This window comes from Janthinobacterium sp. SUN118 (assembly GCF_030397695.1).
Lineage (GTDB): Bacteria > Pseudomonadota > Gammaproteobacteria > Burkholderiales > Burkholderiaceae_D > Janthinobacterium.
In genome coordinates this window covers 192,822-216,713 of sequence record NZ_JAPUBV010000003.1, presented here as the reverse complement: position 1 = coordinate 216,713, position 23,892 = coordinate 192,822, and the positions used below count along the sequence as shown (strand labels likewise).

At 60.7% G+C, this 23,892-nt stretch carries 22 protein-coding genes and 2 tRNA genes; 8 read left to right on the top strand and 16 right to left on the bottom strand.

Features of this window, described 5'->3' with window-relative positions:
• Positions 1-251: 251 nt before the first annotated feature.
• The 4 genes from O0880_RS20035 to acs form a co-directional block, all read right to left on the bottom strand.
• Positions 252-431, bottom strand: a complete 180-nt coding sequence (locus O0880_RS20035) for a hypothetical protein (RefSeq protein WP_289888358.1) — start codon at positions 429-431, stop codon at positions 252-254.
• Positions 424-1,734, bottom strand: a complete 1,311-nt coding sequence (locus O0880_RS20030) for an integrase arm-type DNA-binding domain-containing protein (RefSeq protein ID WP_289888357.1) — start codon at positions 1,732-1,734, stop codon at positions 424-426. The genes O0880_RS20035 and O0880_RS20030 overlap by 8 nt, the downstream gene beginning before the upstream one ends.
• A gap of 233 nt (positions 1,735-1,967) precedes the next feature.
• Positions 1,968-2,058, bottom strand: a tRNA-Ser gene (locus O0880_RS20025).
• A 184-nt stretch (positions 2,059-2,242) separates the two neighbouring features.
• Positions 2,243-4,249: an acetate--CoA ligase gene (gene acs, locus O0880_RS20020; protein WP_289888356.1), complete on the bottom strand. Its 2,007-nt coding sequence runs from the start codon at positions 4,247-4,249 to the stop codon at positions 2,243-2,245.
• 308 nt (positions 4,250-4,557) lie between these two features.
• Here acs and O0880_RS20015 point away from each other — a divergent pair, with 308 nt between their 5' ends.
• The 5 genes from O0880_RS20015 to O0880_RS19995 all read left to right on the top strand — a co-directional run bounded on the left by O0880_RS20015 (position 4,558) and on the right by O0880_RS19995 (position 9,502).
• On the top strand, positions 4,558-5,172 hold the full coding sequence (locus O0880_RS20015; RefSeq protein WP_071325102.1) for a YqhA family protein: 615 nt from the start codon (positions 4,558-4,560) through the stop codon (positions 5,170-5,172).
• Between the two features lie 111 nt (positions 5,173-5,283).
• Positions 5,284-6,828: a fumarate hydratase gene (locus O0880_RS20010; protein WP_071325103.1), complete on the top strand. Its 1,545-nt coding sequence runs from the start codon at positions 5,284-5,286 to the stop codon at positions 6,826-6,828.
• A 64-nt stretch (positions 6,829-6,892) separates the two neighbouring features.
• Entirely contained in the window at positions 6,893-7,738 is an 846-nt protein-coding gene (gene murI, locus O0880_RS20005; protein WP_289888355.1) for a glutamate racemase, read from the top strand.
• A gap of 133 nt (positions 7,739-7,871) precedes the next feature.
• A tRNA-His gene (locus O0880_RS20000) sits at positions 7,872-7,947 on the top strand.
• Positions 7,948-8,128: 181 nt separating this feature from the next.
• A complete protein-coding gene (locus O0880_RS19995; RefSeq protein ID WP_289888354.1) occupies positions 8,129-9,502 on the top strand; it encodes a family 43 glycosylhydrolase in 1,374 nt (457 codons plus the stop codon).
• 10 nt (positions 9,503-9,512) lie between these two features.
• Here the strand turns inward: O0880_RS19995 and O0880_RS19990 are convergent, their stop codons facing one another.
• The gene (locus O0880_RS19990; protein WP_071325115.1) at positions 9,513-9,962 is read right to left on the bottom strand and encodes a response regulator; all 450 of its coding nucleotides are present in this window, start codon (positions 9,960-9,962) and stop codon (positions 9,513-9,515) included.
• A gap of 287 nt (positions 9,963-10,249) precedes the next feature.
• Between O0880_RS19990 and O0880_RS19985 the strand changes: the two genes are divergently transcribed.
• Positions 10,250-12,361, top strand: a complete 2,112-nt coding sequence (locus O0880_RS19985) for a TonB-dependent siderophore receptor (protein WP_289888352.1) — start codon at positions 10,250-10,252, stop codon at positions 12,359-12,361.
• A gap of 118 nt (positions 12,362-12,479) precedes the next feature.
• Here the strand turns inward: O0880_RS19985 and O0880_RS19980 are convergent, their stop codons facing one another.
• The gene (locus O0880_RS19980; protein ID WP_289888351.1) at positions 12,480-12,656 is read right to left on the bottom strand and encodes a hypothetical protein; all 177 of its coding nucleotides are present in this window, start codon (positions 12,654-12,656) and stop codon (positions 12,480-12,482) included.
• Between the two features lie 38 nt (positions 12,657-12,694).
• On the opposite strand from O0880_RS19980, the gene O0880_RS19975 reads away from it, so the two are divergent.
• Together O0880_RS19975 and O0880_RS19970 are read left to right on the top strand one after the other, a co-directional pair.
• On the top strand, positions 12,695-13,354 hold the full coding sequence (locus O0880_RS19975; protein WP_289888350.1) for an FxDxF family PEP-CTERM protein: 660 nt from the start codon (positions 12,695-12,697) through the stop codon (positions 13,352-13,354).
• 262 nt (positions 13,355-13,616) lie between these two features.
• Complete coding sequence (locus O0880_RS19970; RefSeq protein WP_289888349.1) at positions 13,617-14,066, top strand: hypothetical protein; 450 nt, start codon at positions 13,617-13,619, stop codon at positions 14,064-14,066.
• A gap of 343 nt (positions 14,067-14,409) precedes the next feature.
• Here the strand turns inward: O0880_RS19970 and O0880_RS19965 are convergent, their stop codons facing one another.
• From O0880_RS19965 to rbfA, 10 genes are all read right to left on the bottom strand, one after another.
• Entirely contained in the window at positions 14,410-14,793 is a 384-nt protein-coding gene (locus tag O0880_RS19965; protein ID WP_289888348.1) for a hypothetical protein, read from the bottom strand.
• 152 nt (positions 14,794-14,945) lie between these two features.
• Positions 14,946-15,518 carry a hypothetical protein gene (locus O0880_RS19960; RefSeq protein WP_289888347.1) on the bottom strand — a complete coding sequence of 191 codons (573 nt, stop codon included), beginning with the start codon at positions 15,516-15,518 and terminating at the stop codon, positions 14,946-14,948.
• A gap of 167 nt (positions 15,519-15,685) precedes the next feature.
• The gene (locus O0880_RS19955; protein ID WP_071326661.1) at positions 15,686-16,033 is read right to left on the bottom strand and encodes an energy transducer TonB; all 348 of its coding nucleotides are present in this window, start codon (positions 16,031-16,033) and stop codon (positions 15,686-15,688) included.
• Between the two features lie 35 nt (positions 16,034-16,068).
• The gene (locus tag O0880_RS19950) at positions 16,069-16,404 is read right to left on the bottom strand and encodes an energy transducer TonB (RefSeq protein WP_289888346.1); all 336 of its coding nucleotides are present in this window, start codon (positions 16,402-16,404) and stop codon (positions 16,069-16,071) included.
• A 96-nt stretch (positions 16,405-16,500) separates the two neighbouring features.
• Positions 16,501-18,255 (bottom strand): methyl-accepting chemotaxis protein, encoded by a 1,755-nt coding sequence (locus tag O0880_RS19945; RefSeq protein WP_289888345.1) that lies wholly within the window; start codon positions 18,253-18,255, stop codon positions 16,501-16,503.
• A 520-nt stretch (positions 18,256-18,775) separates the two neighbouring features.
• Entirely contained in the window at positions 18,776-19,240 is a 465-nt protein-coding gene (locus O0880_RS19940) for a hypothetical protein (protein WP_289888344.1), read from the bottom strand.
• Positions 19,240-20,235 carry a tRNA dihydrouridine(20/20a) synthase DusA gene (dusA, locus tag O0880_RS19935; RefSeq protein ID WP_071325124.1) on the bottom strand — a complete coding sequence of 332 codons (996 nt, stop codon included), beginning with the start codon at positions 20,233-20,235 and terminating at the stop codon, positions 19,240-19,242. The genes O0880_RS19940 and dusA overlap by 1 nt, the downstream gene beginning before the upstream one ends.
• Positions 20,236-20,353: 118 nt before the next feature.
• A complete protein-coding gene (typA, locus tag O0880_RS19930) occupies positions 20,354-22,186 on the bottom strand; it encodes a translational GTPase TypA (RefSeq protein WP_071325125.1) in 1,833 nt (610 codons plus the stop codon).
• A 342-nt stretch (positions 22,187-22,528) separates the two neighbouring features.
• Positions 22,529-23,464, bottom strand: a complete 936-nt coding sequence (gene truB / locus O0880_RS19925; RefSeq protein WP_289888341.1) for a tRNA pseudouridine(55) synthase TruB — start codon at positions 23,462-23,464, stop codon at positions 22,529-22,531.
• Between the two features lie 2 nt (positions 23,465-23,466).
• Entirely contained in the window at positions 23,467-23,883 is a 417-nt protein-coding gene (rbfA, locus tag O0880_RS19920) for a 30S ribosome-binding factor RbfA (protein ID WP_071325127.1), read from the bottom strand.
• Between the last annotated feature and the right edge of the window lie 9 nt (positions 23,884-23,892).

Genomic DNA, 23,892 nt, shown 5'->3' with positions numbered 1-23,892 from the left:
TCCGTCTTGCGGACTGTGGGATATGTAGGCGCTGAAGGCAGCGCTTTATCTTGCCGAGATCTGCATGCTTCTGCATCTCCCGGCGATATATCTAGCAGAAACTGCTATGTATCATGGTGGCGGGTAACGACCGCAACGCCTATGCCGCTAAGCATAGGTACATGCTCGATGCATGCCCTTGTGGGAGCGATTCCCACATAAGAGAGCTTCATTCTATGCCTGCTATCGACGTTTGCAAGTGGTTCGTTTCGTCAAGTGCGCTTTTCGTAGTACGCAGAATTGGAACCGGCGCGTGCTGGACTGGCGCCACTGGCATTGACCGGCAGCGTTGCAGCCCGGACAAAGACTCCGATAGCCAGTTTATGTAATTTGTCCTTGGAAGCGGTCTGCTTGATAAGCGCATCCGTGAGGCGCAGTACATACTCAGACATGGTGCCCTCCTGTTCCGCCATCCCGGCTGAACTCACCGCTGACCAGCGTTAATCTGGGCGTCTGCGGCGGCTTTCCCTTGCCGCTGACGGCATCGATGTAGTCGGCCCAATCCTGCATCATCTTGCGCCGTTCGGCCAGGAACTGCGCCCGGTCATAGGCACTGGCCACCTTGTCCTTCGGCGCATGTGCCAGCTGCCGGTCCACGACTTCATGCCGGTAGCCCAGGTGCTCCTTGATAGTGCTCATAGCCAGCGCCCGGAAGCCATGGCCGGTCATCTTGCCCTTGTATCCCATGCGTCCAAGCGCCACCAGTATCGTGTTATTGCTGATCGGCTTTTCGTGGTCGCGCTGATTCGGGAACAGGTACTTGCTGCGGCCCGTGATCGCGTGCAGTTCGCGCAGCAGCTCCAGCGCCTGGCGCGACAGGCATACGTGATGGTTGGTCATATCCGGATTGACGGTCAGCTTGCCGCGCTTCATGCGCTGCCATGGAATGATCCACTCGCCGCGCTCCAGGTCGATTTCACTCCAGGGCGTTTCGATCAACTCGCTGGTGCGCACAAAGCACAGCAGCATCAGCCGCAGCGCAATGCGGGTCGGCGCGAACATGCGTGCTTCGTTGCGGTCCAGAATGGCCAGAAACTGCGGTAGTTCGTCGGCGCTGATGGCGGCGAAGTGTCCGGCGCGGACGGTCTTCAGCACATCCTTCATATCGGTGACCAGATTGCGCTCTGTGAATCCGCACTGAATCGCGTAGCTGAAAATTGACGCACATACCGCTCTCAGGCGATGGGCGACCTCGCTTGCGCCACGCTCCTCGATCTTGCGCAGCGCGGCAATCAGATCGCGGTGCTTTATCTCATCGATCGGCATGCGGCCAATGGCTGGAAAGATGTCCGCTTGCAGGCGCTGGATGGTGTTCTTGGCGGTGCGTTCGCTCCACGTGGGCACTTTGTTGCCGTGCCACTCGCGCGCGATTTTTTCGAAGGTGTTGGACGCCTTATCCTTTGCCAGGCGCTTGGCGTCGTCGCGATGCTTGGCGGGGTCGATTCCTTGCAGCAGCAGGCGGCGTGTCGCCAGACGCTTTTCACGTGCATCCTGCAAGGTAATTTCCGGGTAAGGGCCGAACGTCAGCGTATTCTCTTTGCCGTTGGCCTGCCGGAACTTGAAACGCCAGATGCGGGAGCCGGTTGGCGCGACGACGAGGTACATGCCGTCACCATCGAACATCTTGTACGGCCGCTCGCGTGGCTTGGCGTTGCGGATGAGTAAATCTGTCAGCGGAACAATGATCTTTGGCATGGCAAACCTCCTGCGCGGCATGCTGTAAAGATCAATATAGTCGTTTTTTTGAATTTTTTTGGGGCAAGCGGCAATGGCTGAGTGCGAGGTGCCCCCAAACTTGCGCCTACTTGAGGTGGATGTCCTGGGACGCTGTGCAACGTCCAGAAACGAAAAAACCGCTTAGAATCAAGGCTCTAAGCGGTTTTTGAGGGACTTCCTGAAACGTCCTGATCTTACTTAATTACTATCCGTGGCGGAGAGAGGGGGATTCGAACCCCCGATAGGCTATGAACCTATACACGCTTTCCAGGCGTGCGACTTCAACCACTCATCCACCTCTCCTGCAGGCAATGCGTCTACTTGCTCGCATTGCGTACTATTTCTCGCTTGTCGCGAAGCCGCAGATTATAGCAAAGATTCTACGGACTGCCAAAGTTATTTACCGTGGGGTAAAAGTTAAAGCGCGCAACGACAAGCAGCAGTCCGGCAGCGGCCATGGTCGGCCCTGTCAGGGGCCGACCTGCCATTATGACGCTTCCTTCAGCTGCTCCAGGATGGCCGGGTTTTCCAGGGTCGAGACGTCTTGCGTAATCGTCTCGCCCTTGGCCAGCACGCGCAGCAGGCGGCGCATGATTTTGCCGGAGCGGGTTTTCGGCAGGTTATCGCCGAAACGGATTTCCTTCGGCTTGGCGATCGGGCCGATTTCCTTGCCGACCCAGTTGCGCAGTTCCAGGGCCAGCTTCTTGGCTTCCTCGCCGGTAGGGCGCGCCTGCTTCAAGACGACGAAGGCGCAGATCGATTCACCGGTCGTGTCGTCCGGACGGCCCACCACGGCCGCTTCGGCCACCAGCGGGTTGGCCACCAGGGCCGATTCGATTTCCATCGTGCCCATGCGGTGGCCCGACACGTTCAGTACGTCATCGATGCGGCCCGTAATGGTGAAGTAGCCCGTGTCCTTGTTGCGGATGGCGCCGTCGCCTGCCAGGTACATCTTGCCGCCCAGTTCTTCCGGGAAGTAGCTGGACTTGAAACGGTCCGGGTTGTTCCAGATCGTGCGGATCATCGATGGCCATGGGCGCTTCACCACGAGGATGCCGCCCTGGCCGTTCGGCACATCCTGGCCCGCTTCGTCGACGATGGCGGCCATGATGCCCGGCAATGGCAGCGTGCAGGAACCGGGGACCATCGGCGTCGCGCCCGGCAGCGGGGTGATCATGTGGCCACCCGTTTCCGTTTGCCAGAAGGTATCGACGATCGGGCATTTCTCGCCGCCGATGTTCTTGTAGTACCACATCCACGCTTCCGGATTGATCGGCTCGCCGACGGAGCCCAGCAGGCGCAAGCTCGTCAGGTCGTAGTTGCTTGGATGCACTTTCGGGTCGACGTCGGCCGCCTTGATCAGCGAACGGATGGCCGTGGGGGCTGTGTAGAAAATGCTGACATTGTGCTTCTTGATGGTTTCCCAGAAACGGCCCGCGTTCGGATAGGTCGGGATGCCTTCGAACACCACTTGCGTGGCGCCCACGGCCATCGGGCCATACGCGATGTAGCTGTGGCCCGTCACCCAGCCGATGTCGGCCGTGCACCAGAAGACGTCGTCGGGCTTGATGTCGAAACTCCACTTCATCGTCAGCGCGGCCCACAGCAGGTAGCCGCCGCTCGAGTGCTGCACGCCCTTCGGCGTGCCGGTCGAGCCGGAGGTATACAAGATGAATAATGGATGCTCGGCATCGACCCATTCCGGCTCGCATTGCGCGCTCTGGCCTTCGACCAGGTCGTGCAGCCACGTGTCGCGGCCGGCCACCATCGGCAAGTCGCTGCCCGTGCGCTTGTACACGATGACGTTCTTCACGGAATCGCAGCCGCCCAGCGCCAGCGCTTCGTCGACGATGGCTTTCAGCGGCAGTTTCTTGCCGCCACGCAATTGCTCGTCGCCCGTGATGACGGCCACGGCGCCCGCGTCGATGATGCGTTCCTGCAAGGATTTCGCGGAAAAGCCGCCGAAGACGACGGAGTGCGTGGCGCCGATGCGCGCGCAGGCTTGCATGGCGGCAACGCCTTCGACGGACATCGACATATAGATGATCACGCGATCACCTTTGCTAATACCTTTGGCTTTCAGGCCATTGGCAAATTTGCAGACCTGGGCGTGCAATTCCGTGTAGCTGGCCTTGGTGACGGTGCCGTCGTCCGCTTCGAAGATGATGGCCGTCTTGTCGCCCAGGCCATTTTCGATGTTGCGGTCAAGGCAGTTGTACGACACGTTGAGCTGGCCGTCTTCGAACCATTTGTAGAATGGGGCGTTGTCTTCATTCAGGGTGCGGGTGAACGGTTTCTTCCAGCTCAGGTTTTCGCGCGCCAGCTTGGCCCAGAAGCCTTCGTAGTCGCGCTCGGCGTCGGCCACCATGGCGCGGTAGGCGTCCATGCCGGAAATCGTTGCCTGCGCGGCAAACGCTGCCGACGGGTTAAATACGCGCGACTCTTCTGGTCCCTGCTGTTCCGTGCCCTGCCCTTGGTTTTCTGTACCGGCCATGCTTGTCTCCAGTGTAGTAATTGTTTGCTAACACGATAAGCGCCCTGTCTTACGGACGCCTTACATTGCGCGTTTTATGCTGCGTTTTGCTCTGTCCATACTAACCATAAGCGCCTTCGGCAATAGGAGTCAAGGGGACGCCGTACAGTATTTTCGCTGGGAAAATGCCTGTTGCGCCGAAGGTTCAATACCACTTTGTATTTCATCAAACCCAATAATCCAGAGCAAGGCCATGCGCAGTGATCGGTAGCAAGTGTAAAATGTCGGGCATGCCAAAAATTGGTATTTACTCCCCCAGGAACCTCCACATGATCGACCACCTACCACCGTCTGCCAAACATACCAAGCTGCGCCCACTGTCTGCCTTCATCTTCATGTCGCGCTGGCTGCAGTTGCCGCTGTACCTGGGCCTGATCCTCGCACAATGCGTGTATGTATTCCATTTCTGGGTGGAATTGTCCGACCTGATCGGCGCCGTGTTCGGCAATGATGCCGCCCTGCAGCACGTGCTGACGGCCGTTGCCGTGCCGGGCAGCGCCCTGCCGACCAAGCTGAACGAAGCGACCATCATGCTGGTGGTATTAGGCCTGATCGACGTGGTCATGATTTCGAACCTGCTGATCATGGTCATTATCGGCGGCTACGAAACCTTCGTTTCGCGCATGCACCTCGATGACCACCCAGACCAGCCGGAATGGTTGTCGCATGTAAATGCTTCCGTGCTGAAGACGAAATTAGCGATGGCCATCATCGGCATCTCGTCCATCCACCTGTTGAAGACGTTTATCAACGCCAACTCGTACAAGATCGAAGTGATCATCGCGCAAACGGTGATACACATGGTCTTCATCCTGTCGGCGATGGCGATTGCCTACACGGACCGCATCATGACGGTCACGCAAAACCAGGCACGCAACCATTGAAGCAGAAGCCCATGACGGCCGGCGGCCGTCGTGGGCCTTGACACTCCGATGCAGTAACTGATGCAGTAATTAGTAAAGAGTCTTACCCTTCTTATCTACCGCGAGAACACCATGACTGTCATAAAGCAAGAAGACCTGATCGAATCCGTCGCCGCAGCGTTGCAGTACATTAGCTACTACCACCCTGCAGATTACATCGAGCACCTGGCGCGCGCCTACGCGGCCGAGCAAAGCCCAGCGGCAAAAGATGCGATCGCGCAAATCCTGACCAACTCGCGCATGTGCGCGGAAGGCAAGCGTCCTATCTGCCAGGACACGGGTATCGTCAACGTCTTCCTGAAAATCGGCATGGGCGTGCGCTTCGAGGGCTTCTCCGGCACGGTCACCGACGCCGTCAACGAAGGCGTGCGCCGCGCGTACAACTTCGACGACAACAAGCTGCGCGCCTCCATCGTGGCCGACCCGCATTTCGACCGCAAGAACACCAAGGACAACACGCCAGCCGTCGTGCACATGGAACTGGTCGAAGGCAATACCGTCGACGTGAAAGTCGCTGCCAAGGGTGGCGGCTCGGAAAACAAATCCAAGATGATCATGATGAACCCGTCCGATTCGCTGGTGGACTGGGTCATGAAGACCGTGCCGACCATGGGCGCCGGCTGGTGTCCGCCTGGCATGCTGGGTATCGGCATCGGCGGCACGGCCGAAAAAGCCATGCTGATGGCCAAGGAAGTGTTGATGGAAGACATCGACATGTTTGAGCTGAAACAACGCGGCCCGCAAAATAAACTGGAAGAATTGCGTATCGAGCTGTGCGACAAGATCAACTCGCTGGGCATCGGCGCGCAAGGCCTGGGCGGCCTGACGACCGTGCTCGACGTGAAAATCATGATGCACCCGACGCACGCCGCGTCGAAGCCCGTCGCCATGATCCCGAACTGCGCCGCCACGCGCCACGGCCACTTCGTGCTCGACGGCTCGGGCCCGGCCTACATGGAACCGCCATCGCTGTCGTCGTGGCCGGAAGTGCACTGGACGCCGGACACGGAAAAATCCAAGCGCGTCGACCTCAACACGCTGACGAAAGAAGAAGTCGCTTCGTGGACGCCGGGCCAGACCTTGCTGTTGAACGGCAAGATGCTGACGGGCCGCGACGCCGCGCACAAGCGCATCCAGGACATGCTGGCCAAGGGTGAGGAATTGCCCGTCGACTTCAAGAACCGCGTCATCTACTACGTCGGCCCGGTCGATCCCGTGCGCGACGAAGCCGTCGGCCCGGCCGGTCCGACCACGGCCACGCGCATGGACAAGTTCACCGACATGATGCTGGAAAAAACCGGCCTGATCGCCATGATCGGCAAGGCCGAGCGCGGCCCAGTCGCCATCGAATCGATCCAGAAGCACCAGTCGGCCTACCTGATGGCCGTCGGCGGCGCCGCCTACCTGGTGTCGAAAGCCATCAAGCACGCCAAGGTGCTGGGCTTTGCCGACATGGGCATGGAAGCCATCTACGAATTCGACGTCGTCGACATGCCGGTGACGGTGGCCGTGGACGCGAAAGGTACTTCGGTGCACAACACGGGTCCGAAGGAATGGCAGGCGAAGATCGAGCAACTCAATAGCAGCGTCAGCCAGATCCCCGTGACGGTCGCTTAAACAGGCACTACCCTACGCCGCGCGGCAATACCAGCGCGGCGTTTTTCATCCTCTTCGGTTTCCTATGACTTCTACTGCAAGCAATGCCCACGCCAGCGCCCCCATCGGCATTTTTGATTCCGGCGTGGGCGGCCTGTCCGTGCTGCGCCATATCCGCGCGCAGCTGCCGCAGGAAGACCTGATTTACGTTGCCGATTCCGGCTATGCGCCGTATGGCGACAAGACGGAAGAGCAGGTCGTCGACCGCTCGCTGGCGATTGCCGCGTATTTGCTCGGACATGGCGTCAAGGCGCTGGTGGTCGCCTGCAACACGGCGACCATCGCCGCCATCAAGGCCTTGCGCGCGCGCTACCCGGAACTGCCCATCGTCGGCGTCGAGCCGGGCCTGAAACCGGCGGCGGCCATCAGCCGCAATGGCAAGATCGGCGTGCTGGCCACCGAGCGCACCTTGCGCGGCGACAAGCTGCTGGCCCTGCGCGAGCAGGTCAGCGCCGCCACGGGCGCCACGTTCATCCTGCAACCGTGCATCGGCCTGGCCGACCGCATCGAGCAGTGCGAGCTGGGCAACGACCCGCTGGACGCCACCAGCGCCATGCTGGAGCGCTACATCGCGCCCGTGCTGGCACAAGGCGTCGACACATTGGTGCTCGGCTGCACGCACTACCTGTTCGTGCAGGACGCTATCGAACGCACGGTGCGCGCGCATACGTCGCAACAGATCGCCCTGGTCGACACCGGGGAGGCCGTGGCGCGCCAGCTGACCCGCTTGCTCGACGCGGTAAGCTTGCGCCGCACCGGCAACGATGCACCGCAGCTGCAGGGTTACACGACGGCCACGGTCGAGTCGCTGGCGCAAGCCTTCGCCGGTTTGCTGGACTTGCACCCGCCCGTCACCCACCTGTCCGTGTGAGGGAAATCGGGCGTTTTCAGGCAATCTTTCGATTCTTTAAAAAAGACTGCATTTAGATTTGCCACTTTGCCGAGTTCTTTGTATAATTCGGCACCTGTTCAGCAAAACAGCTAAACAGGTAAGTAAGACAGTGGTGGCTGTAGCTCAGTTGGTAGAGTCCAGGATTGTGATTCCTGTTGTCGTGGGTTCGAGCCCCATCAGCCACCCCACAGAATAATGAAGAGCCCGGTTTTCGAACCGGGCTTTTTCTATTCCGGCGCCGCTTTTCTTCATTCTCCGATACCGGCTCCGGTATCGCTTCCCGTAAAAAATTCATTAGTGCAAATTTGACCATCGCCCTACTCTGGCTTGCGGCCTGGACCGCCCTATAAAAACAGCACGGAGACAACGATGAAGCAAATCCTGGCAGCACTCTGCCTGATGTTCTGCGCCCACGCGGCGCAAGCGATCAACCTGACGGGCGTGCCGAACGCGCACGACCCCGGCACCCTGAGCCGCGATGGCGACACATATTTCAACTTCACCACCGGCACGGGCATCTGGTATTCCAGCTCGACGGACCTGCTGAACTGGTCGGCCGGCCCCGCGCCCGTGTTCGGCACGCCACCGGCCTGGATCGCCAATAAAATCCCCAACTTCAGCGCTTCGTACTGGGCGCCCGACGTGATCCACATGAACGGCTACTATTATCTGTATTACTCGGTATCCACCTTCGGCACCTCCGTGTCGGCCATCGGCGTGGCCCGCTCGGCCTCGCTGAAGAACCCGAACTGGACGGACCTGGGCATCGTCGTGCAATCGTATGGGGGCGGCGCGGAAATCAACGCCATCGACCCGGCCCTGTTCCGCGACCATGACGGCAAGGTCTACATGTCGTATGGCTCGTTTTTTGGCGGCATTGGCGTGGCCGAGATCAACCAGGCGACGGGCAAGACGGCGGGCAACGTCACCACCATCCTCGGCGGTGGCGGCAAGGATATCGAAGCGCCCTACATCGCGCGCGATGGCGGGTATTACTATCTGTTCGTCAACCGCGGCAAATGCTGCCAGGGCGCGGCCAGCACGTATTACGTGGAAGTGCAGCGCGCCACCAGCGTGACGGGGCCGTACAGCGGCACGCGCACGGCCTTGCCGAATCTCGATGGCAAATACAAGGGACCGGGCCATATCGGCGTGCTCAAGCAGGACGGCTGCAACTACGCCTCCATCCACTATTACGACGTCAACGACAATGGCGCGGCCAAGCTCGACATATTAAAGATGACGTACAGCGGCGGCTGGCCCAGCCTGACGCGCAATTTTGCGCTCGCCAGCTGCGGCGGCATCTCGGACGGCCCCACGGTGCTGCGCTCGCGCCTGAGCGGCAAGGCGCTGGCCGTGGCCGTGGCCGGCGCCGGCGCCGGCACGGCGAACGGCGCGCTGGTGCAGCAGCAAACCTATACAGGAGGGAAACACCAGCAATGGTATGTGGTGGGACATGGAGACGGCTATTACAGCCTGATCAACGCGAACAGCCTGCTGGGCCTGGATGACTACAACAACTCGACCACGGCCGGCACCAACATCGCGCAATGGAGTTATTGGGGCGGACTGGGCCAACAGTGGCGCTTCGCCAGCCCGGCGACCGGCTACCAGACGATCACGAATCGCTACAGCAACCTGACCCTGGACATGCTGAACCTGAGCACGGCGGAAAATGCGCAGATCATCCAGTGGAACCTGACCAATGCGAACAACCAGCAGTGGTCGCTGAGTCCGCCATAAAGCGGGGAAACTAGCCCGCCAGCACCGACTGCACCGTCGTCGCCAGGTCTTCCATGCGCACGGGTTTGACGAGGAAGTGGCGGAAGCCCACGGCCAGCGCGTCGTCCATGTACATGGGCAGGCTGTGGCCGGTGACGGCGATCAGCACGGCGTGGGCCGTTTCCGGATGGTTGTGCAGGCGGCGGCCGATCTCGATGCCGCTGATGCCTGGCATCTCGATGTCGAGGTAGACGGCGTCGGGCACGCACAGCTTGACTTGCTCGACGGCCATCTGCCAGTTGCGCACCACCACCGCGTGGTGGCCCAGCGCTTCGAGCAGCATGGCCAGCGATTCGCCCACTTCCTGGTTGTCGTCGACCACCAGCAGATTCAATTTGCGCGCGGCGGCGGCCGGCTGCTCGCCCTGGCGGCGCTCCACAGGCGAGTTGCCCGGCGCCTGGTGTTCAGTTGTCTGGCTCATTGTTCGTTCACGTCTGACGGCTGCAAAGACGGCAGTATACAAGAAGCGCGCCCAATGCCGCCGCACCCCAGCACTGTAGCCAGGCGGCAATCCGGACGTCCGCTGTACCGCCCCAACAACACTTCAGCGCCCTGGCATGGGCAAAGGCGGCGCTACGCAGTTTGCGCAATTGACGGATAAAATGAGAATCATTATCATTCTTATCCCCTTGCGCCGGATGCCCACGCCACGATGTTGTCGCGCCGCCTTACCGAACGCGCCAACATTGTCATTACGGAGATCCATGCATGGCCGCCATACATTCCCCCCTGCCTTTTTCGCTGCGCCCGTGCGCGCTGGCCATCGCCCTCGCCTGCCTGGGCGCCCCGCTGGCGGCACAGGCACAGCAAGCCAACACGGCCGACAATGCCGGCCCCATCCTCGAAACGATACAGGTCAGCAGCAACCTGCTGGGCACCAGCATGGCCGCCAGCACGAAGAATTTCGCCGGCGCCCGCACGGTGGTGCAGAAGGACGATATCGAGAACTCGGGCGCGGCCAGCCTCAGCGACGTCATGCGCCGCATTCCCGGCGTGCAGATCAGCGATAACTCGGGCAGCGCCGGCAGTGCCATCTCCCTGAACATCGGCGTGCGCGGCCTGGCCGGGCGCTATTCGCCGCGCAGCACGGTCTTGCTCGACGGCATCCCCATGTCGGTGGCGCCGTATGGCCAGCCGCAACTGTCGTTCGCCCCCGTCAGCCTGGCCAATGTCGAGACGGTCGACGTGGTGCGCGGCGGCGGTGCCGTGCGCTTCGGCCCGCAAAACGTGGGCGGCATCATCAACTTCAAGACGCGCCGCGTGCCCACCACGCCAGGCGTCACGGGCGACGCCACCGTGCGCTACAACTCGTACAGCGAAGTGGGCCACAACACGCAGGCCAGCGTCTTTGCCGGCACCCAGCTCGACAGCGGCCTGGGCCTGGCCGTGCTGTACTCGGGCATCTGCGGCAGCGACTGGCGCGTGGGCAGCGATGAAAAAGTCAACGACTTCGCCCTGAAGCTGCGCTACGACCTGAGCCCGACGGCCGAGGTATACGCCAAGCTGTCCTACTACGACGTGACGTCGCGCACGCCGGGCGGCCTGACGGCGGCCCAGTACAGGCAGGACCCGTTCCAGAACACGCGCCCCACGGACTTCTGGAGCGGCGAGCGCAAGGCCTTCGACATCGGCTACCTGAACGCCATTTCCAGCACGCAGGAAGTGGAAGTGCGCGCCTATTACAACAAGAGCTCGCGCGAAAGCACCCTGATCAACGCGAACCGCACGGGCCTGGGCCGCCAGCCGCGCAACTACGAGACGACGGCCATCGAACCGCGCTACACGCAACGCTTCATCACCGGCAAAGTGTCGCAGGACGTCACCGTCGGCTACCGCTACCTGGCCGAGCGGGCCGATGAAACCATCTACAACGTCGTCATCGCCAGCGGCCTGCAGCAAAAGCCGACGCGCTTCGCGAACAACGCCACCGATGCGCAAGCCGTGTATATCGACGACAAGATCGCCATCGGCGCGTGGCGCATCACGCCTGGCGTGCGCTATGAGCACATCAAGACGGAGCGCTTCAACCACTTGCCGACCGACCAGAAGATCGAGTTGCTCAACAACAAGGCCCTGCCCTCGCTGAACGTGGCTTACTTGCTCAACAACAACGTGACCCTGTTCGGCAACTACAACAGCTCGTTTGGCGCCGTGCAAAATACGCAGCTCAATGCGCAGTCGGACAAGAATCCGCTGCAACCCGAACTGGCGAAAACGGCCGAGCTGGGCGCGCGCTGGAAAAGCGGCCAGCTGTCGGCAGAAGCGACCTTGTTCAACATCAAGTTCGACAACCAGATCCAGTCCGTCGGCAGCGGCGACAGCGCCGTCTTCTACAACGTGGGCGCCACGCACCACCGTGGCCTGGAATCGGCGCTCGACTACCACTTCGACAAGTCCGGCCCGCTGGCCGGCTTGAACGCCTACGTCACCTACACCTACACCAAGGCCACCTTGCAGGATGGCGCAAACGCGGGCAACGACGTGCCGTTCTACTCGCGCAACACGGATACCGTCGGCGCCCACTACCAGCTGGGCGCGTGGGGCTTCGACCTGTCGAGCAGCCACCAGAGCCGCCAGTTCGCCGATGAAGCCAATACGGTGGCGGAAAACGCGGCGGGCAACCTGGGCGTCATTCCCGGCTACCGCACGTGGAATATGCAGGCGAAGTGGAAAGTGCCGGGCCAGGCTGGCCTGGAACTGGTCGCCGGCGTGAATAATCTGAGCGACAAGCGCTACTTCACGCGCACGTCGGACGGCAACTTGGGCAAGATGGTGGGCGCGCCGCGCATGGTCTACCTGCAAGGCCGCCTGGCGTTCTGATGTCCTGATACCCGCGCGCGGCAGTGCCTATCGACTCGATATGCTGCCGCGCACGCTTGCCGCATGAAGAAACCTGCCTCGCTGTTGTAACGATGCAGGTTTTTTTACACCCGCGATGTCACAAAAATACTCTGGTGCAAGCAGCGCCAGGGCGCGCTTCGCCTTGGGGTGGCATTGCAATTAATTCATCATGGAAATCAATTGCCGCAAGGATATAAATGATTTCACAATTGCATTTATTTTTATCGAGCGCTTGTTCTTTGTGTGAGTTTTGGTGATATTCTTTAAATGTCATTTAGGAAATCAAATTAACTTTTAATCAACGGATAACACATGAAAAAGCCTGCCACTCTCTTCACGATCGCCGCACTGGCCGCCCTGGCCACCGCTGGCGCCGCCAACGCCGCGACCGAACTGGTGGTCAACGGCAGTTTTGAAAGCAACGTCATTGGCTCGCCCTACGCGCAGTTGAGCGCCGTCACGGGCTGGACCTCGTCCGTCAGCGGCAACACGGCTTTTGAAATCCAGAAAGGCGCCACGCAAGGCGGCCTGAGCGGCTTCAACCCCGTTGCCGCCGACGGCACGCAATATCTGGAACTCAATACCGAAAGCCTGTCGTCGCTGTCGCAAACGATCGCCACCACGGCTGGCGGCACGTATGCGCTGTCGTTTGCCTACTCGGGCCGTCCCGACACGCCGGGCGGCGCAAACAGCCTGATGAATGTCTACTGGGGTTCCACCCTGCTGACACCCACGGCCCTGGTCGGCAACACGGGCGGCGTCTGGCAAAGCTACAGCCAGAACCTGACGGCGCTCGGCAACTCGACGGTGCTGCGCTTCGAATCGATCGGCCCCGTCTCCGCGCCCACGTACGGTTCCTACCTGGACAACGTCTCCGTGATGGCCGCCGTGCCGGAACCGGAAACCTACGCCATGATGCTGCTGGGCCTGGGCTTGCTGGGCTTCATGGCGCGCCGCAAGCCTGCCGCCTGAACCTGATCGCCACGCCGGCAAAGCCGCCCCGCTGCAAAGCCGGGCGGCTTTTTCACGCCTGCAGACGCATATAAAGTTTCATGAAATGTTGCCCAAAAGAATTAAATTGCGACTACAATAGCATGACGTAGATCAAGCAATGCCCAGCATCGCTCCGCCAGGGCCGCCACCCCGCCCTGATCACCAGCACGCATTTATTGAACAGGATGGCTGGCGAGGCCGGGTGCGTTTCCGCTCCTGGCACCGCCACCAAGCACGCACCATGTCTGAAGAAAAATCCATCACTGAAACGAGTTCCTACGGCAAGGAAACCCCCGTGGGCAGGCCCGATGTCGATGGCCGCGCCGGCATTTTCGTGCCCACGGCGGAATTTGACATCGACAACACGACCACCATCCGCAAGGGCGCTGGCATCGTCGGCTTCGGCAACCTCGACGGCACCCTGACCGTGTATTTCGAGGCCAACCGCTTCGACGAGAGCAATCTGCACAAGTGGGAACACAAGGCGCGCAAGGCGTATGACCGCATGGTCATGGGCGCGCCCACGGTGTCGAAGGCGAAGATCGATGCGCGCATGCTGGAACAGGTGGGCATCATCGATGGCATGGGCATCAATATCAAGCACCCGGAACGCCTGACGCAATGGCTGGCCATGTCGAACGTGCTGGACACGGCGCCGGAAGAGTCCGTGGTGCGCTGGAAGAATCGCTGAATCGGCCGGAGAACGAGGCGTGGCGCCAGCGACGAGGCATTGTCCTACAAAGTGTCGGACAGTCATCTGATGCCCTTAAGCATCAACTCATCCTATGATGAAAGCATACCAACACACCTCATACTACTCAGGAGTACGACATGTCCCGCCTCATCCCGATCAGCTTTGGCGCCTTGCAAATAGGTCTGGCAGCGGCGGCGATGTATATCCTGTGCTCGGCGGACGTGCTGCACCAGACGGCCGTGTATTTCCACTGATTTCATCTCCAGGCAAACACGCAGCCGAGGGCAAGGGACGTTCCCGCCCGCTGCCCCCAAGCTGCAGTCAATTTGCTGCGATGTGACTAACGTCGGCCGTGGTAGCGGCCATGCCCGCCCCAGCCGCCGCGGTGTCCACCGTAGCGCCCAAAGCCAAACACGAAGTCCAGCCCGATCGACACGGGCGGGTTGTAATAATACGGTTGCGGCGCATACAAGGGTGCCGGCACATACACGGGCTGCTGCACATAGACCGGCTGTTGCTGCACATACACTGGCTCATTCGTATATTCGACGCGCGGCTCGCTGATGACGCGGCCGGCCTGCACCGGCTCGGACGACACGGTATGCCACTCGTACGGGTTATACGCCCCCTGCGGCGCGCGCGTGCCGTAATAGGCGGGACCGGGCGGGGCCACGGCGCAGCCACCCAGGGCGGCCAGTGAAATTACTGCCAACAGGGTTTTCATCGCAATTCTCCTGATATGTACCACTACTTAATTAAGTACTATAAGAAATAATGAGGCACTTTGCTGCCCTTTTACCGATTGTTACACCCCGAAGCACGCCGCAACATGGAATGTGGCAAAGCCGCCACAGCCGGCCCATGCCGCATGATTCCTCAAATAAATGGAATAGCGCACGTATCGATCACCTTGCCCGCCGCATCGTAGCGCTGCACGCAGACCTGGTAGCGCACGCCGTAATCGAGGTCGACTTGCTCGACCTTGCCATATTTCAATTTCCAGCTGGGCTGCACCTGTTGCTTGCCGGCCAGCGCCGCCACGTCCTGCGGAATGGCCATGGCCGTTTGCACCTCGCCCTGGCGCGCTTCCTGGCGCCGCGCCACCTCGATGGAGACGGTCAGCGTCACGTCGACGCCGCCATCCGCATACGCCAGCACGGGCGCACTGCGCTGTGCCCGCATCACGCCCCAGGCGCAAGCCTGGCCAGCGGCCTCGCAGCGTTTCAATTGCGCCAGCGGAAAATACTCGGCAGCAATCTTGCCATCCTTGATGGGCCAGCTCGTGCGCACGCCGTCGCGCTTGCCGGTCAGGGGATTCTCCCAGCTCAGGCTATTGACGACGGCCACCGTCTGTCCCGGCTGCAAGCCGGTGGGCGTGCCCAGCGCGGCGCAGGCGGACAACAGCATGGCGCTGGCGGCAACGGTGGAAAGTGTCAGGATGCGCTGCATGGTAGGCCTCTTTGATGGGGGAGCCCGAAGGTATGCTTCGAGGGTAACAGAATGGGGACGGCGCCGCCGTGGGGTGGCGCACATAACAGTACGGGCAGCGCCTTCGCAAGCGCTGCCCGTCATGGGTGAAGCAAAGTCCGGGAGCCAGGCTCCCGGCTAGGCCAGGATCAGTCCAGCTTCCAGGCGTAATCGACCTTGGTCCAGGTTTGCGCCGCAGCGCCGTCCTTGGTGCCCGGCTTGAACTTGCACGCGGACAAGGCCTTGATGGCAGCCTTGTCCAGGTTCTTGAAGCCGCTGCTCTTGTCGACTTTCGAATCGGCAACAGTACCATCGGCATTGACGAGGAAGGACATGGAGACCGTACCCTGCTCCTCGTTCATCAGCGAGGCTTTCGGATAATCGGCCTTGCAGGTCTTGGCATCGAACGACGCCGGCACCTCGGCCGCAAATGCCGCGGAAGAGACGGAAACCAGCAAGGCTGCTGCAACACTCACATAACGCATACTTTTAGACATTTGCTTCCCCATAATAGATCAGAATCAGACAGAGTTCACAGCTTCCAGGCGTAGTCGACCTTGGTCCAGGTCTGCGCCACGCTGCCATCCTTGGTGCCCGGCTTGAACTTGCAGGCGGAAATGGCCTTGATGGCCGCCTTGTCCAGGTTGCGGAAACCGCTGGATTTCTCCACCTTGGAATCGACGACCTTGCCGTCGGCGGCCACCAGGAACGACATCGTGACATCTCCCTGCTCTTCATTGATCAGGGACGCCTTCGGGTATTCCGCCTTGCAGTTTTTGGCATCGAAGGTCGCCGGCACTTCGGCGGCCAGGACGGTGGCGCTCACGCCGGAGAGGAGTACAGCTGCGATAACACTACGCTTATTCATAGTTACACTTTTACACTTTTCAACAACGTTAAACAAAATCGTAAAACCGGCTGCACGCGTTGCCGTGCGCAGCCCCTGGATCTACCACCACCTGCCTTAAAACTCTTCCCACTCGTCATTGCTGCTGGATGCAGCCGCCTTGCGTGGCGCCGGGGCGGCCACGGGTGCGGCCGCTTCCGCCTTGCGGGCCAGCGACTTGACCGGACGCAATGCCGGCGCCGGCTTGCGCGCGGCGGCCGGTGCGGCCACGGCGGGCGCGGGCACGTACGCCGGGGCTTTTTCTTCGCCTTCGACCAGCTTGAAGATGCTGACCACATGGGCCAGTTCGGCCGCCTGGTCTTGCAGGCTTTGCGCGGCGGCGGCCGCCTGTTCCACCAGGGCCGCATTTTGCTGTGTCATGCCATCCATCTCGATGATCGACAGGTTGACCTGTTCGATGCCGGCGCTCTGCTCCTGGCTGGCGCTGGCGATCTCGCTCATGATGTCGGTGACGCGGCGCACGCTGTCGACCACTTCACCCATCGTCACGCCGGCCTGGCCAACCAGGCGCGTGCCGCGTTCCGTCTTCTCGGCCGAATCGTCGATGAGGATCTTGATTTCTTTCGCGGCGCCAGCGGAACGCTGGGCCAGGTTGCGCACTTCCGACGCCACCACGGCAAAGCCACGGCCTTGCTCGCCGGCACGCGCAGCTTCCACGGCCGCGTTCAGCGCCAGGATGTTGGTCTGGAAGGCGATGCCATCGATCACGCCGATGATGTCGACGATTTTCTTCGCCGACTCATTGATCGAGCTCATGGTATCGACCACTTGCGAAACGACGGAGCCGCCCTTCAGCGCCACGTCCGATGCGGTGGCAGCCAGCTTGTTGGCTTCCCGCGCATTGTCGGCATTCTGTTTCACGGTCGAGGTCAGCTCTTCCATGGCCGACGCGGTTTTTTCCAGCGCGCTGGCCTGCATTTCCGTCCGCGACGACAGGTCGATATTGCCGTCGGCAATCTCGCGCGAGGCCGTGCCGATGGTTTCCGTGCCGACGCGCACCTGGCCGACGATGCCCACCAGGCTGTTGCGCATTTCCTTCATTTCCGCCAGCAGGCTGGAATTGTCCGATGGCTGCGTATGGATGCCGATCGACAGGTCGCCATTGGCGATGCTGCCGGCGATCGACGCCGTGTAGTCAGGTTCGCCGCCCAGCTGCTTCAGCAAGCCGCGGGTGATCACCAGCGCCGCCGCCACGCCCATCGCCACGGCCAGTACGCCGAGGATGATCATGAACAGGCGCGCGCTGTCGAAGGCCTTGCGGGCATCCGATTGCATCTGCTCGTTCAACTTGTCTTCCAGCGTGGCCAGCTGCTCCAGCGCTTCCATCCATTTTTTCTGCACGGGACGGATTTCCTTGATCATCACGCGCGTGGCGCCTTCCGCATCGTTGGCCATCCACAGCGCGGATGCCTTGGCGATGGCCGGCATGGCGGCCGCCTCGTATTCCTTGATCGAGGCCAGCAAGGTTTTTTCCTCAGGCGTCGACTCGATGGCGAATTTCTCTTCGAGCTTTTTCTGCGTTTCCTGATAGGTATTCGTTTGCGTCTTGATACGCGCCATTTCCGGCTCCATATCGCTTGCGTCCGTCATCAGGGTCAGGATGCGCAGCGAGGTGATGCGGTCGCTGACGTTGCCACGCATATCGATCACCAGGCGGGTGACGACATTGTTGACATTGATCACATGATCGAGACGTTCCTGGATTTGCGCCATGCGCGCGATGCCGAGGACGGTCACGGCCACCAGCAGAACCAGTACCAGGGCGAATCCCAGGCCCAGGCGAGTACCAACCTTCATTTTTGCTAAATTCATTTCGGCTCTTCGTAAATGAAACTATTGATAAGAATTTTTGCCCGGCACGACAAGACGAAGGCTGCGGGACGCCGGTTTCCGCCGCTGCCGATTGGTCAGCTGGTGGTATCCGGCCGCACGCAGCCTGGGGTACTTCCTGGTCTGCAGCTGCCCTGAAACAAGCGGTGACTGCGCATGCAAATTTGTTCCACACACTGCTGTTTTTACACTGTTGATGGTGAGATCAACATCAAACATTCATATGAGAAATATTTGTCTATAATCAATTATAGGTGTAAATTTTGCCTCAAAGCAAGCAATAAGTGCCTGAATAAATTGCAGATTAACTTTCTTCGGGGAAATGGCAACAAAGCCGTTTCTTGCCTTCTAGAAATGCCCCATGGCAGTGCGGGCGTGCGCCGAAACAGCGCATTTACAACACATGGCATAACCATATGACATCGTTCTGGAAGGGCGACTCAGAGGAAGGGGGAGTACGGACAATACCAGTGCGCCGGGGCACCGGTCTAGACAAGTTGGATCAGCTGTCCCAACTGCAATGCATGACATAGGCGTGGCCGTCCACGCCAAAGACAAAGACGCTCCAGATGGCGCCCAATTGAGCAGCCAGGCTGCGCTGGCCCGACGATACCAGTTGATACCAGTGCGGCTCGCTACCGAACAATTCAAGCAGTTCGCCCTCGAAACCGTCATATAAGCGGGCGTCGAGCGGCTGGCGCTCCGCCTCGCTTATCGGTCGCAGGCGCTCGAGCAGCCACTGGCGCGGCGTGCACAAGGCGCCGCTGCACGCCACCATCTCGATCGGCTGCAGGCGCAAGCCATCGGGCGCCACCTGCAGCGCGCGGCACAGCGCATCGAATGCGGCCGGCGGCGCGACGGCTCCCAGATACTCGCAAAGAAAGGCGCTGCCGTCATCCTTCAGCGCGCTGACGGCTTGCAGGTAGCCATGCAGCTGCTGCGCATGGCCGTGGCCGTCGCCGCGCATCAGGCCGGCAACGACAGGCGCGCCGCCGCTTCCAGCAGCAAGCGCGGGTCGCCCGAAGCAAGCTTCTTCGAATCGGACAAGGTCTGGCGGAAACCGCGCGCGCCGGGCAGGTTTTGCATCAGGCCCAGCATGTGGCGCGTGACGCTGTTCAGCTTCAAGCGCCCCGCTTCCTTCTCCAGCTGCGCACTGATGTACGGAATCATCGCTTCGAGCACCTGCTCGCGCGTCTTCACGGGCGACTCGTCACCGTAATAGCGCTGGTCGAACTGCGCCATCACGTAGGGGTTGTGGTAAGCCTCGCGGCCCAGCATCACGCCGTCGAGATGCTGCAGGTGCAGGTCGATCTCGTCCAGGGTCTTGATGCCGCCATTGATAATGAACTCGAATTGCGGAAAATCACGCTTCAAGCGGTAGGCATAGTCATACTTGAGGGGCGGCACTTCGCGGTTTTCCTTCGGGCTCAGGCCTTTCAGGATGGCGTTGCGCGCATGCACGATAAACGTCTTGCAGCCGGCGTCGGCCACGGTGCCGACGAAGTCGCGCACGAAGTCATACGACTCGCTGTCATCGATGCCGATGCGGTGTTTCACCGTGACGTCGATATCGACCACGTCGCGCATGGCTTTCACGCAGTCGGCCACCAGTTGCGGCTCGGCCATCAGGCAGGCGCCAAACGCGCCCTTCTGCACGCGCTCGGACGGGCAGCCGCAGTTCAGGTTGACCTCGTCATAGCCCCACTGCTCACCCAGTTTGGCGCTGGTGGCCAGGTCCTTCGGATCGCTGCCGCCCAGCTGCAGCGCCACCGGATGCTCTTCCTCGTTGAAGCGCAAATGGCGCTCCACGTCGCCGTAGACGAGCGCGCCGGTCGTCACCATCTCGGTGTAGAGCCAGGTGTGGCGCGTGATTTCGCGGTGGAACTTGCGGCAATGGCGGTCGGTCCAGTCCATCATCGGGGCGACGGACAGGCGGCGGGAAGGCAAAGAGGAGGAAGTCATGGTGTCTACAAAAAACAGGGACTGCAAATGACAAACCCGCTGCGCGCCTCACCAGTGACGGTGACGCGGCGCAGCGGGCCGGAAGCGGCATGGCCCGCGGGCCATGCTCTACAACATATTACGCGTCACGCGACGCTTTTTTACGCTCGTGCTCTTTCAGGAAGCGCTTGCGCAGGCGGATCGATTTAGGCGTGATTTCCACCAGTTCGTCGTCCTCGATGAATTCGACTGCGTATTCCAGCGACATCTGAATTGGCGGTACCAGGCGCACCGCTTCGTCGGTACCCGACGAACGCACGTTGGTCAGCTGCTTGCCCTTGATCGGGTTGACGACCAGGTCGTTGTCGCGCGAGTGGATGCCGATGACCATGCCTTCGTAGACCGGGTCATTGTGCGACACGAACATGCGGCCGCGGTCTTGCAGTTTCCAGATCGCGTAGGCAACAGCGGCGCCGTCGTCCTGCGAAATCAGCACGCCGTTGCGACGGCCAGCCATTTCGCCACGGGTGTTGTCGACTGGCGCGTATTCGTGGAATACGTGGCTCATCAGGCCGGTACCGCGGGTCAGGGTCATGAATTCGCCCTGGAAGCCGATCAGGCCACGCGCCGGGATCAGGTACTCGAGACGCACGCGGCCCTTGCCATCCGATTCCATGTTTTGCAGGTCGCCGCGACGACGGCCCAGTTCCTCCATGACGCCGCCCTGGTTGGCTTCTTCCACGTCGACCGACAGGTTTTCAAACGGCTCGTGGCGCACGCCATCGACCATCTTGAACACCACGCGTGGACGCGAAACGGCCAGCTCGAAGCCTTCGCGACGCATGTTTTCGATCAGAATCGTCAGGTGCAGCTCGCCGCGGCCCGATACTTCGAAGATCGTGTCGTCGTCGGTTGGCGCCACGCGCAGAGCAACGTTGGCTTTCAATTCTTTTTCCAGACGGTCACGCAGTTGACGCGAGGTAACGAACTTGCCTTCGCGGCCAGCCAGTGGCGAGTTGTTGACCATGAAGTTCATGGTCAGGGTCGGCTCGTCGACGGTCAGCATTGGCAGCGCTTCAGGCGTGTCCAGTGCGCACAGGGTCGAACCGATGCCGATTTCGTCGATACCGTTGATCAGGCAGATGTCGCCGGCAACGGCTTCGTCCACCAGCACGCGCTCCAGGCCCTTGAAGTTCAGCACCTGGTTGATGCGGCCCTTGATCGGGGTAGCGCCTGGGCCATTGATGACCAGCACGTCCTGACCAACCTTGACGGTACCGCGGTTGACGCGGCCAATGCCGATCTTGCCCACGTACGACGAGTAGTCGAGCGAGGTGATCTGCATTTGCAGCGGGCCTTCCGGATTGTCGTCGCGTACTGGAACGTGTTCCAGGATGGCGTCAAACATCGGCTTCATGTCGCCGCCGCGCACGTCTTCGGTCAGGCCGGCATAGCCGTTCAGGCCCGAAGCGTAAATGATGGGGAAATCCAGTTGTTCGTCGGTCGCGCCCAGCTTGTCGAACAGTTCGAACGTCTGGTTGATGGCCCAGTCCGGACGTGCGCCTGGACGGTCGATCTTGTTGACGATGACGATAGGCTTCAGACCCAGTGCCAGCGCCTTGCGCGTGACAAAACGGGTTTGCGGCATCGGGCCTTCTTGTGCATCGATCAGCAGCAGAACCGAGTCCACCATCGACAGAACACGTTCCACTTCGCCGCCGAAGTCGGCGTGACCTGGGGTGTCGACGATGTTGATGTGGGTGCCTTCGTACTCAACGGCGCAGTTCTTCGACAGAATCGTAATGCCGCGCTCCTTTTCCAGGTCGTTCGAGTCCATGACTCGGGTGTCGACCGCTTGGTTTTCACGGAAGGTGCCGGACTGACGCAGCAGCTGATCCACGAGGGTGGTTTTGCCGTGGTCAACGTGGGCGATAATGGCGATATTACGAATTGCGCGTTTTGTATTTGACATGGTCGTAGTAGTTACTGAAAAACTGCGGAGTGCGTACAAGGTGTACGAGATACCCGAATGCTAATCTATTTCCGGAACCGCGTAGTATAGCATGTTGCGTTGCAACGCTATCTAAAAATGCTGGCGGCTCCCGCAGTCGGGGACGGATTGTTTAAAAATGCGACACCGGGTTAGCAGTGTCGCTGATCAATATGACTTGACCATGACTTACCTATGACTTGACGGCACCGGACAAAACCATCGCGAGCGGAAGTGAGTTGTGGCCAAGAAGCGCAGCCGTGCGCATGCACAGTGAGCCTCGCAGGTCGCAAATCACGACGCGCAGCAGGTTTGCTCAGGTGTTCACTGATGCGCCGTGGCGATCAGACGCTCCGGCGCCAGGATGCTGTACTCCTGCAACTGGCCCGTGCCCAGCAGCTTGCTGTCGTGGTACACGCGTACCCGGCCCGGTTCGGCTGGCACGGCGACGTCTTCCTTGCCCAGCGCGATGCGCTGGCCATGCAGGAAGCGCTTGGCCAATTCTTCCGTCAGCTGCACGGCGGGAAAGCTCGACAGCAAGGCATCGACGGGCGCCAGCAAGCTCAACGGAGCGGCATGCGCCGTCAGTTCGTCGAGCGTGACGACGCCGTCCAGGGTCAAACTGCCCACTTGCGTGCGGCGCAAGGCGTTCAGATGGGCGCCGCAGCCGAGCGCATGGCCGATGTCTTCGCCCAGCACGCGGATATACGTGCCCTTGCTGCACATCACGGACAATTTCAGGAACGGGGCTTCGTAGCCGAGGAATTCGAGCTTGTGAATGGTCACCGGGCGCGCTTCGCGCTCCAGGGTGATGCCTGCCCTTGCATACTCATATAAGGGCTTGCCGTCTCTTTTCAAGGCCGAGTACATGGGCGGCGTCTGCAAGATCGGCCCGCGGAACCGCGCCAGCACGGCCTCGATCTGCTCCTGACTGACGTTGACGTCGCGCGTTTCCAGCACCGCGCCCTCGGTGTCGCCCGTATCCGTCGTCTGCCCCAGGTGCACCAGGGTTTCGTAGGTTTTATCGGCTTCCAGCAAATCCTGCGAGAACTTGGTCGCCTCGCCAAAGCACAGCGGCAACAAGCCCGTGGCAAATGGGTCCAGCGTGCCCGTATGGCCCGCCTTCTTCGCGTTCAGCACGCGCTTGGCCTTGATCAGGGCATCGTTGCTGGACCAGCCGACAGGCTTATCGAGCAGCAAGACGCCATCGACCAAGTCGCGCACCCGCTTGATGCCGGGCGGTTTCTTCGGACCGGCCACTGTTATTGCTCGTCCGCTTCTGGTTTGACGTCCGGCTCGGCATCGGCCGCGCGCGTGGCGTTCGCCTTGTCGATCAGCAAGGACATTTCCATGCCGCGCGAGGTCGAGCTGTCGTGCACGAAATGCAGCATCGGCAGGGTGTGGATATGCAGGCGCTTGCCCAGCAAGCCACGGATGAAGCCAGCGGCGGCCATCAGGCCTTCGGTGGTGTTCTTGATGGCTTCCTTGCTGTCTTTCAACATCGTGAAAAACACCTTGGCGTGTGCGTAGTCGGGCGTGATCTGCACTTCGGTGACGGTGATCATCGTGCCGACACGGGGGTCTTTCAGTTCGTAGGCGATGATTTCAGCCAGATCGCGCTGGATCTGGTCTGCCACGCGCAAGCCGCGCGCCGGCATGGTTTTGCTATGTTTAGCCATGATAGTAAG

What these genes read in the sequence shown, in the direction of transcription:
- rbfA (WP_071325127.1), bottom strand. Translation starts at nt 23,883, where the DNA reads ATGGCTAAACATAGCAAAACCATGCCGGCGCGCGGCTTGCGCGTGGCA.
- O0880_RS19985 (WP_289888352.1), top strand. Translation starts at nt 10,250, where the DNA reads ATGGCCGCCATACATTCCCCCCTGCCTTTTTCGCTGCGCCCGTGCGCG.
- O0880_RS19955 (WP_071326661.1), bottom strand. Translation starts at nt 16,033, where the DNA reads ATGTCTAAAAGTATGCGTTATGTGAGTGTTGCAGCAGCCTTGCTGGTT.
- O0880_RS19945 (WP_289888345.1), bottom strand. Translation starts at nt 18,255, where the DNA reads ATGAATTTAGCAAAAATGAAGGTTGGTACTCGCCTGGGCCTGGGATTC.
- O0880_RS19975 (WP_289888350.1), top strand. Translation starts at nt 12,695, where the DNA reads ATGAAAAAGCCTGCCACTCTCTTCACGATCGCCGCACTGGCCGCCCTG.
- O0880_RS20035 (WP_289888358.1), bottom strand. Translation starts at nt 431, where the DNA reads ATGTCTGAGTATGTACTGCGCCTCACGGATGCGCTTATCAAGCAGACC.
- O0880_RS20015 (WP_071325102.1), top strand. Translation starts at nt 4,558, where the DNA reads ATGATCGACCACCTACCACCGTCTGCCAAACATACCAAGCTGCGCCCA.
- acs (WP_289888356.1), bottom strand. Translation starts at nt 4,249, where the DNA reads ATGGCCGGTACAGAAAACCAAGGGCAGGGCACGGAACAGCAGGGACCA.
- O0880_RS20030 (WP_289888357.1), bottom strand. Translation starts at nt 1,734, where the DNA reads ATGCCAAAGATCATTGTTCCGCTGACAGATTTACTCATCCGCAACGCC.
- O0880_RS19950 (WP_289888346.1), bottom strand. Translation starts at nt 16,404, where the DNA reads ATGAATAAGCGTAGTGTTATCGCAGCTGTACTCCTCTCCGGCGTGAGC.
- O0880_RS19995 (WP_289888354.1), top strand. Translation starts at nt 8,129, where the DNA reads ATGAAGCAAATCCTGGCAGCACTCTGCCTGATGTTCTGCGCCCACGCG.
- murI (WP_289888355.1), top strand. Translation starts at nt 6,893, where the DNA reads ATGACTTCTACTGCAAGCAATGCCCACGCCAGCGCCCCCATCGGCATT.
- O0880_RS19960 (WP_289888347.1), bottom strand. Translation starts at nt 15,518, where the DNA reads ATGCAGCGCATCCTGACACTTTCCACCGTTGCCGCCAGCGCCATGCTG.
- O0880_RS19965 (WP_289888348.1), bottom strand. Translation starts at nt 14,793, where the DNA reads ATGAAAACCCTGTTGGCAGTAATTTCACTGGCCGCCCTGGGTGGCTGC.
- O0880_RS19990 (WP_071325115.1), bottom strand. Translation starts at nt 9,962, where the DNA reads ATGAGCCAGACAACTGAACACCAGGCGCCGGGCAACTCGCCTGTGGAG.
- O0880_RS19970 (WP_289888349.1), top strand. Translation starts at nt 13,617, where the DNA reads ATGTCTGAAGAAAAATCCATCACTGAAACGAGTTCCTACGGCAAGGAA.
- O0880_RS19980 (WP_289888351.1), bottom strand. Translation starts at nt 12,656, where the DNA reads ATGACATTTAAAGAATATCACCAAAACTCACACAAAGAACAAGCGCTC.
- typA (WP_071325125.1), bottom strand. Translation starts at nt 22,186, where the DNA reads ATGTCAAATACAAAACGCGCAATTCGTAATATCGCCATTATCGCCCAC.
- O0880_RS19940 (WP_289888344.1), bottom strand. Translation starts at nt 19,240, where the DNA reads ATGCGCGGCGACGGCCACGGCCATGCGCAGCAGCTGCATGGCTACCTG.
- dusA (WP_071325124.1), bottom strand. Translation starts at nt 20,235, where the DNA reads ATGACTTCCTCCTCTTTGCCTTCCCGCCGCCTGTCCGTCGCCCCGATG.
- O0880_RS20010 (WP_071325103.1), top strand. Translation starts at nt 5,284, where the DNA reads ATGACTGTCATAAAGCAAGAAGACCTGATCGAATCCGTCGCCGCAGCG.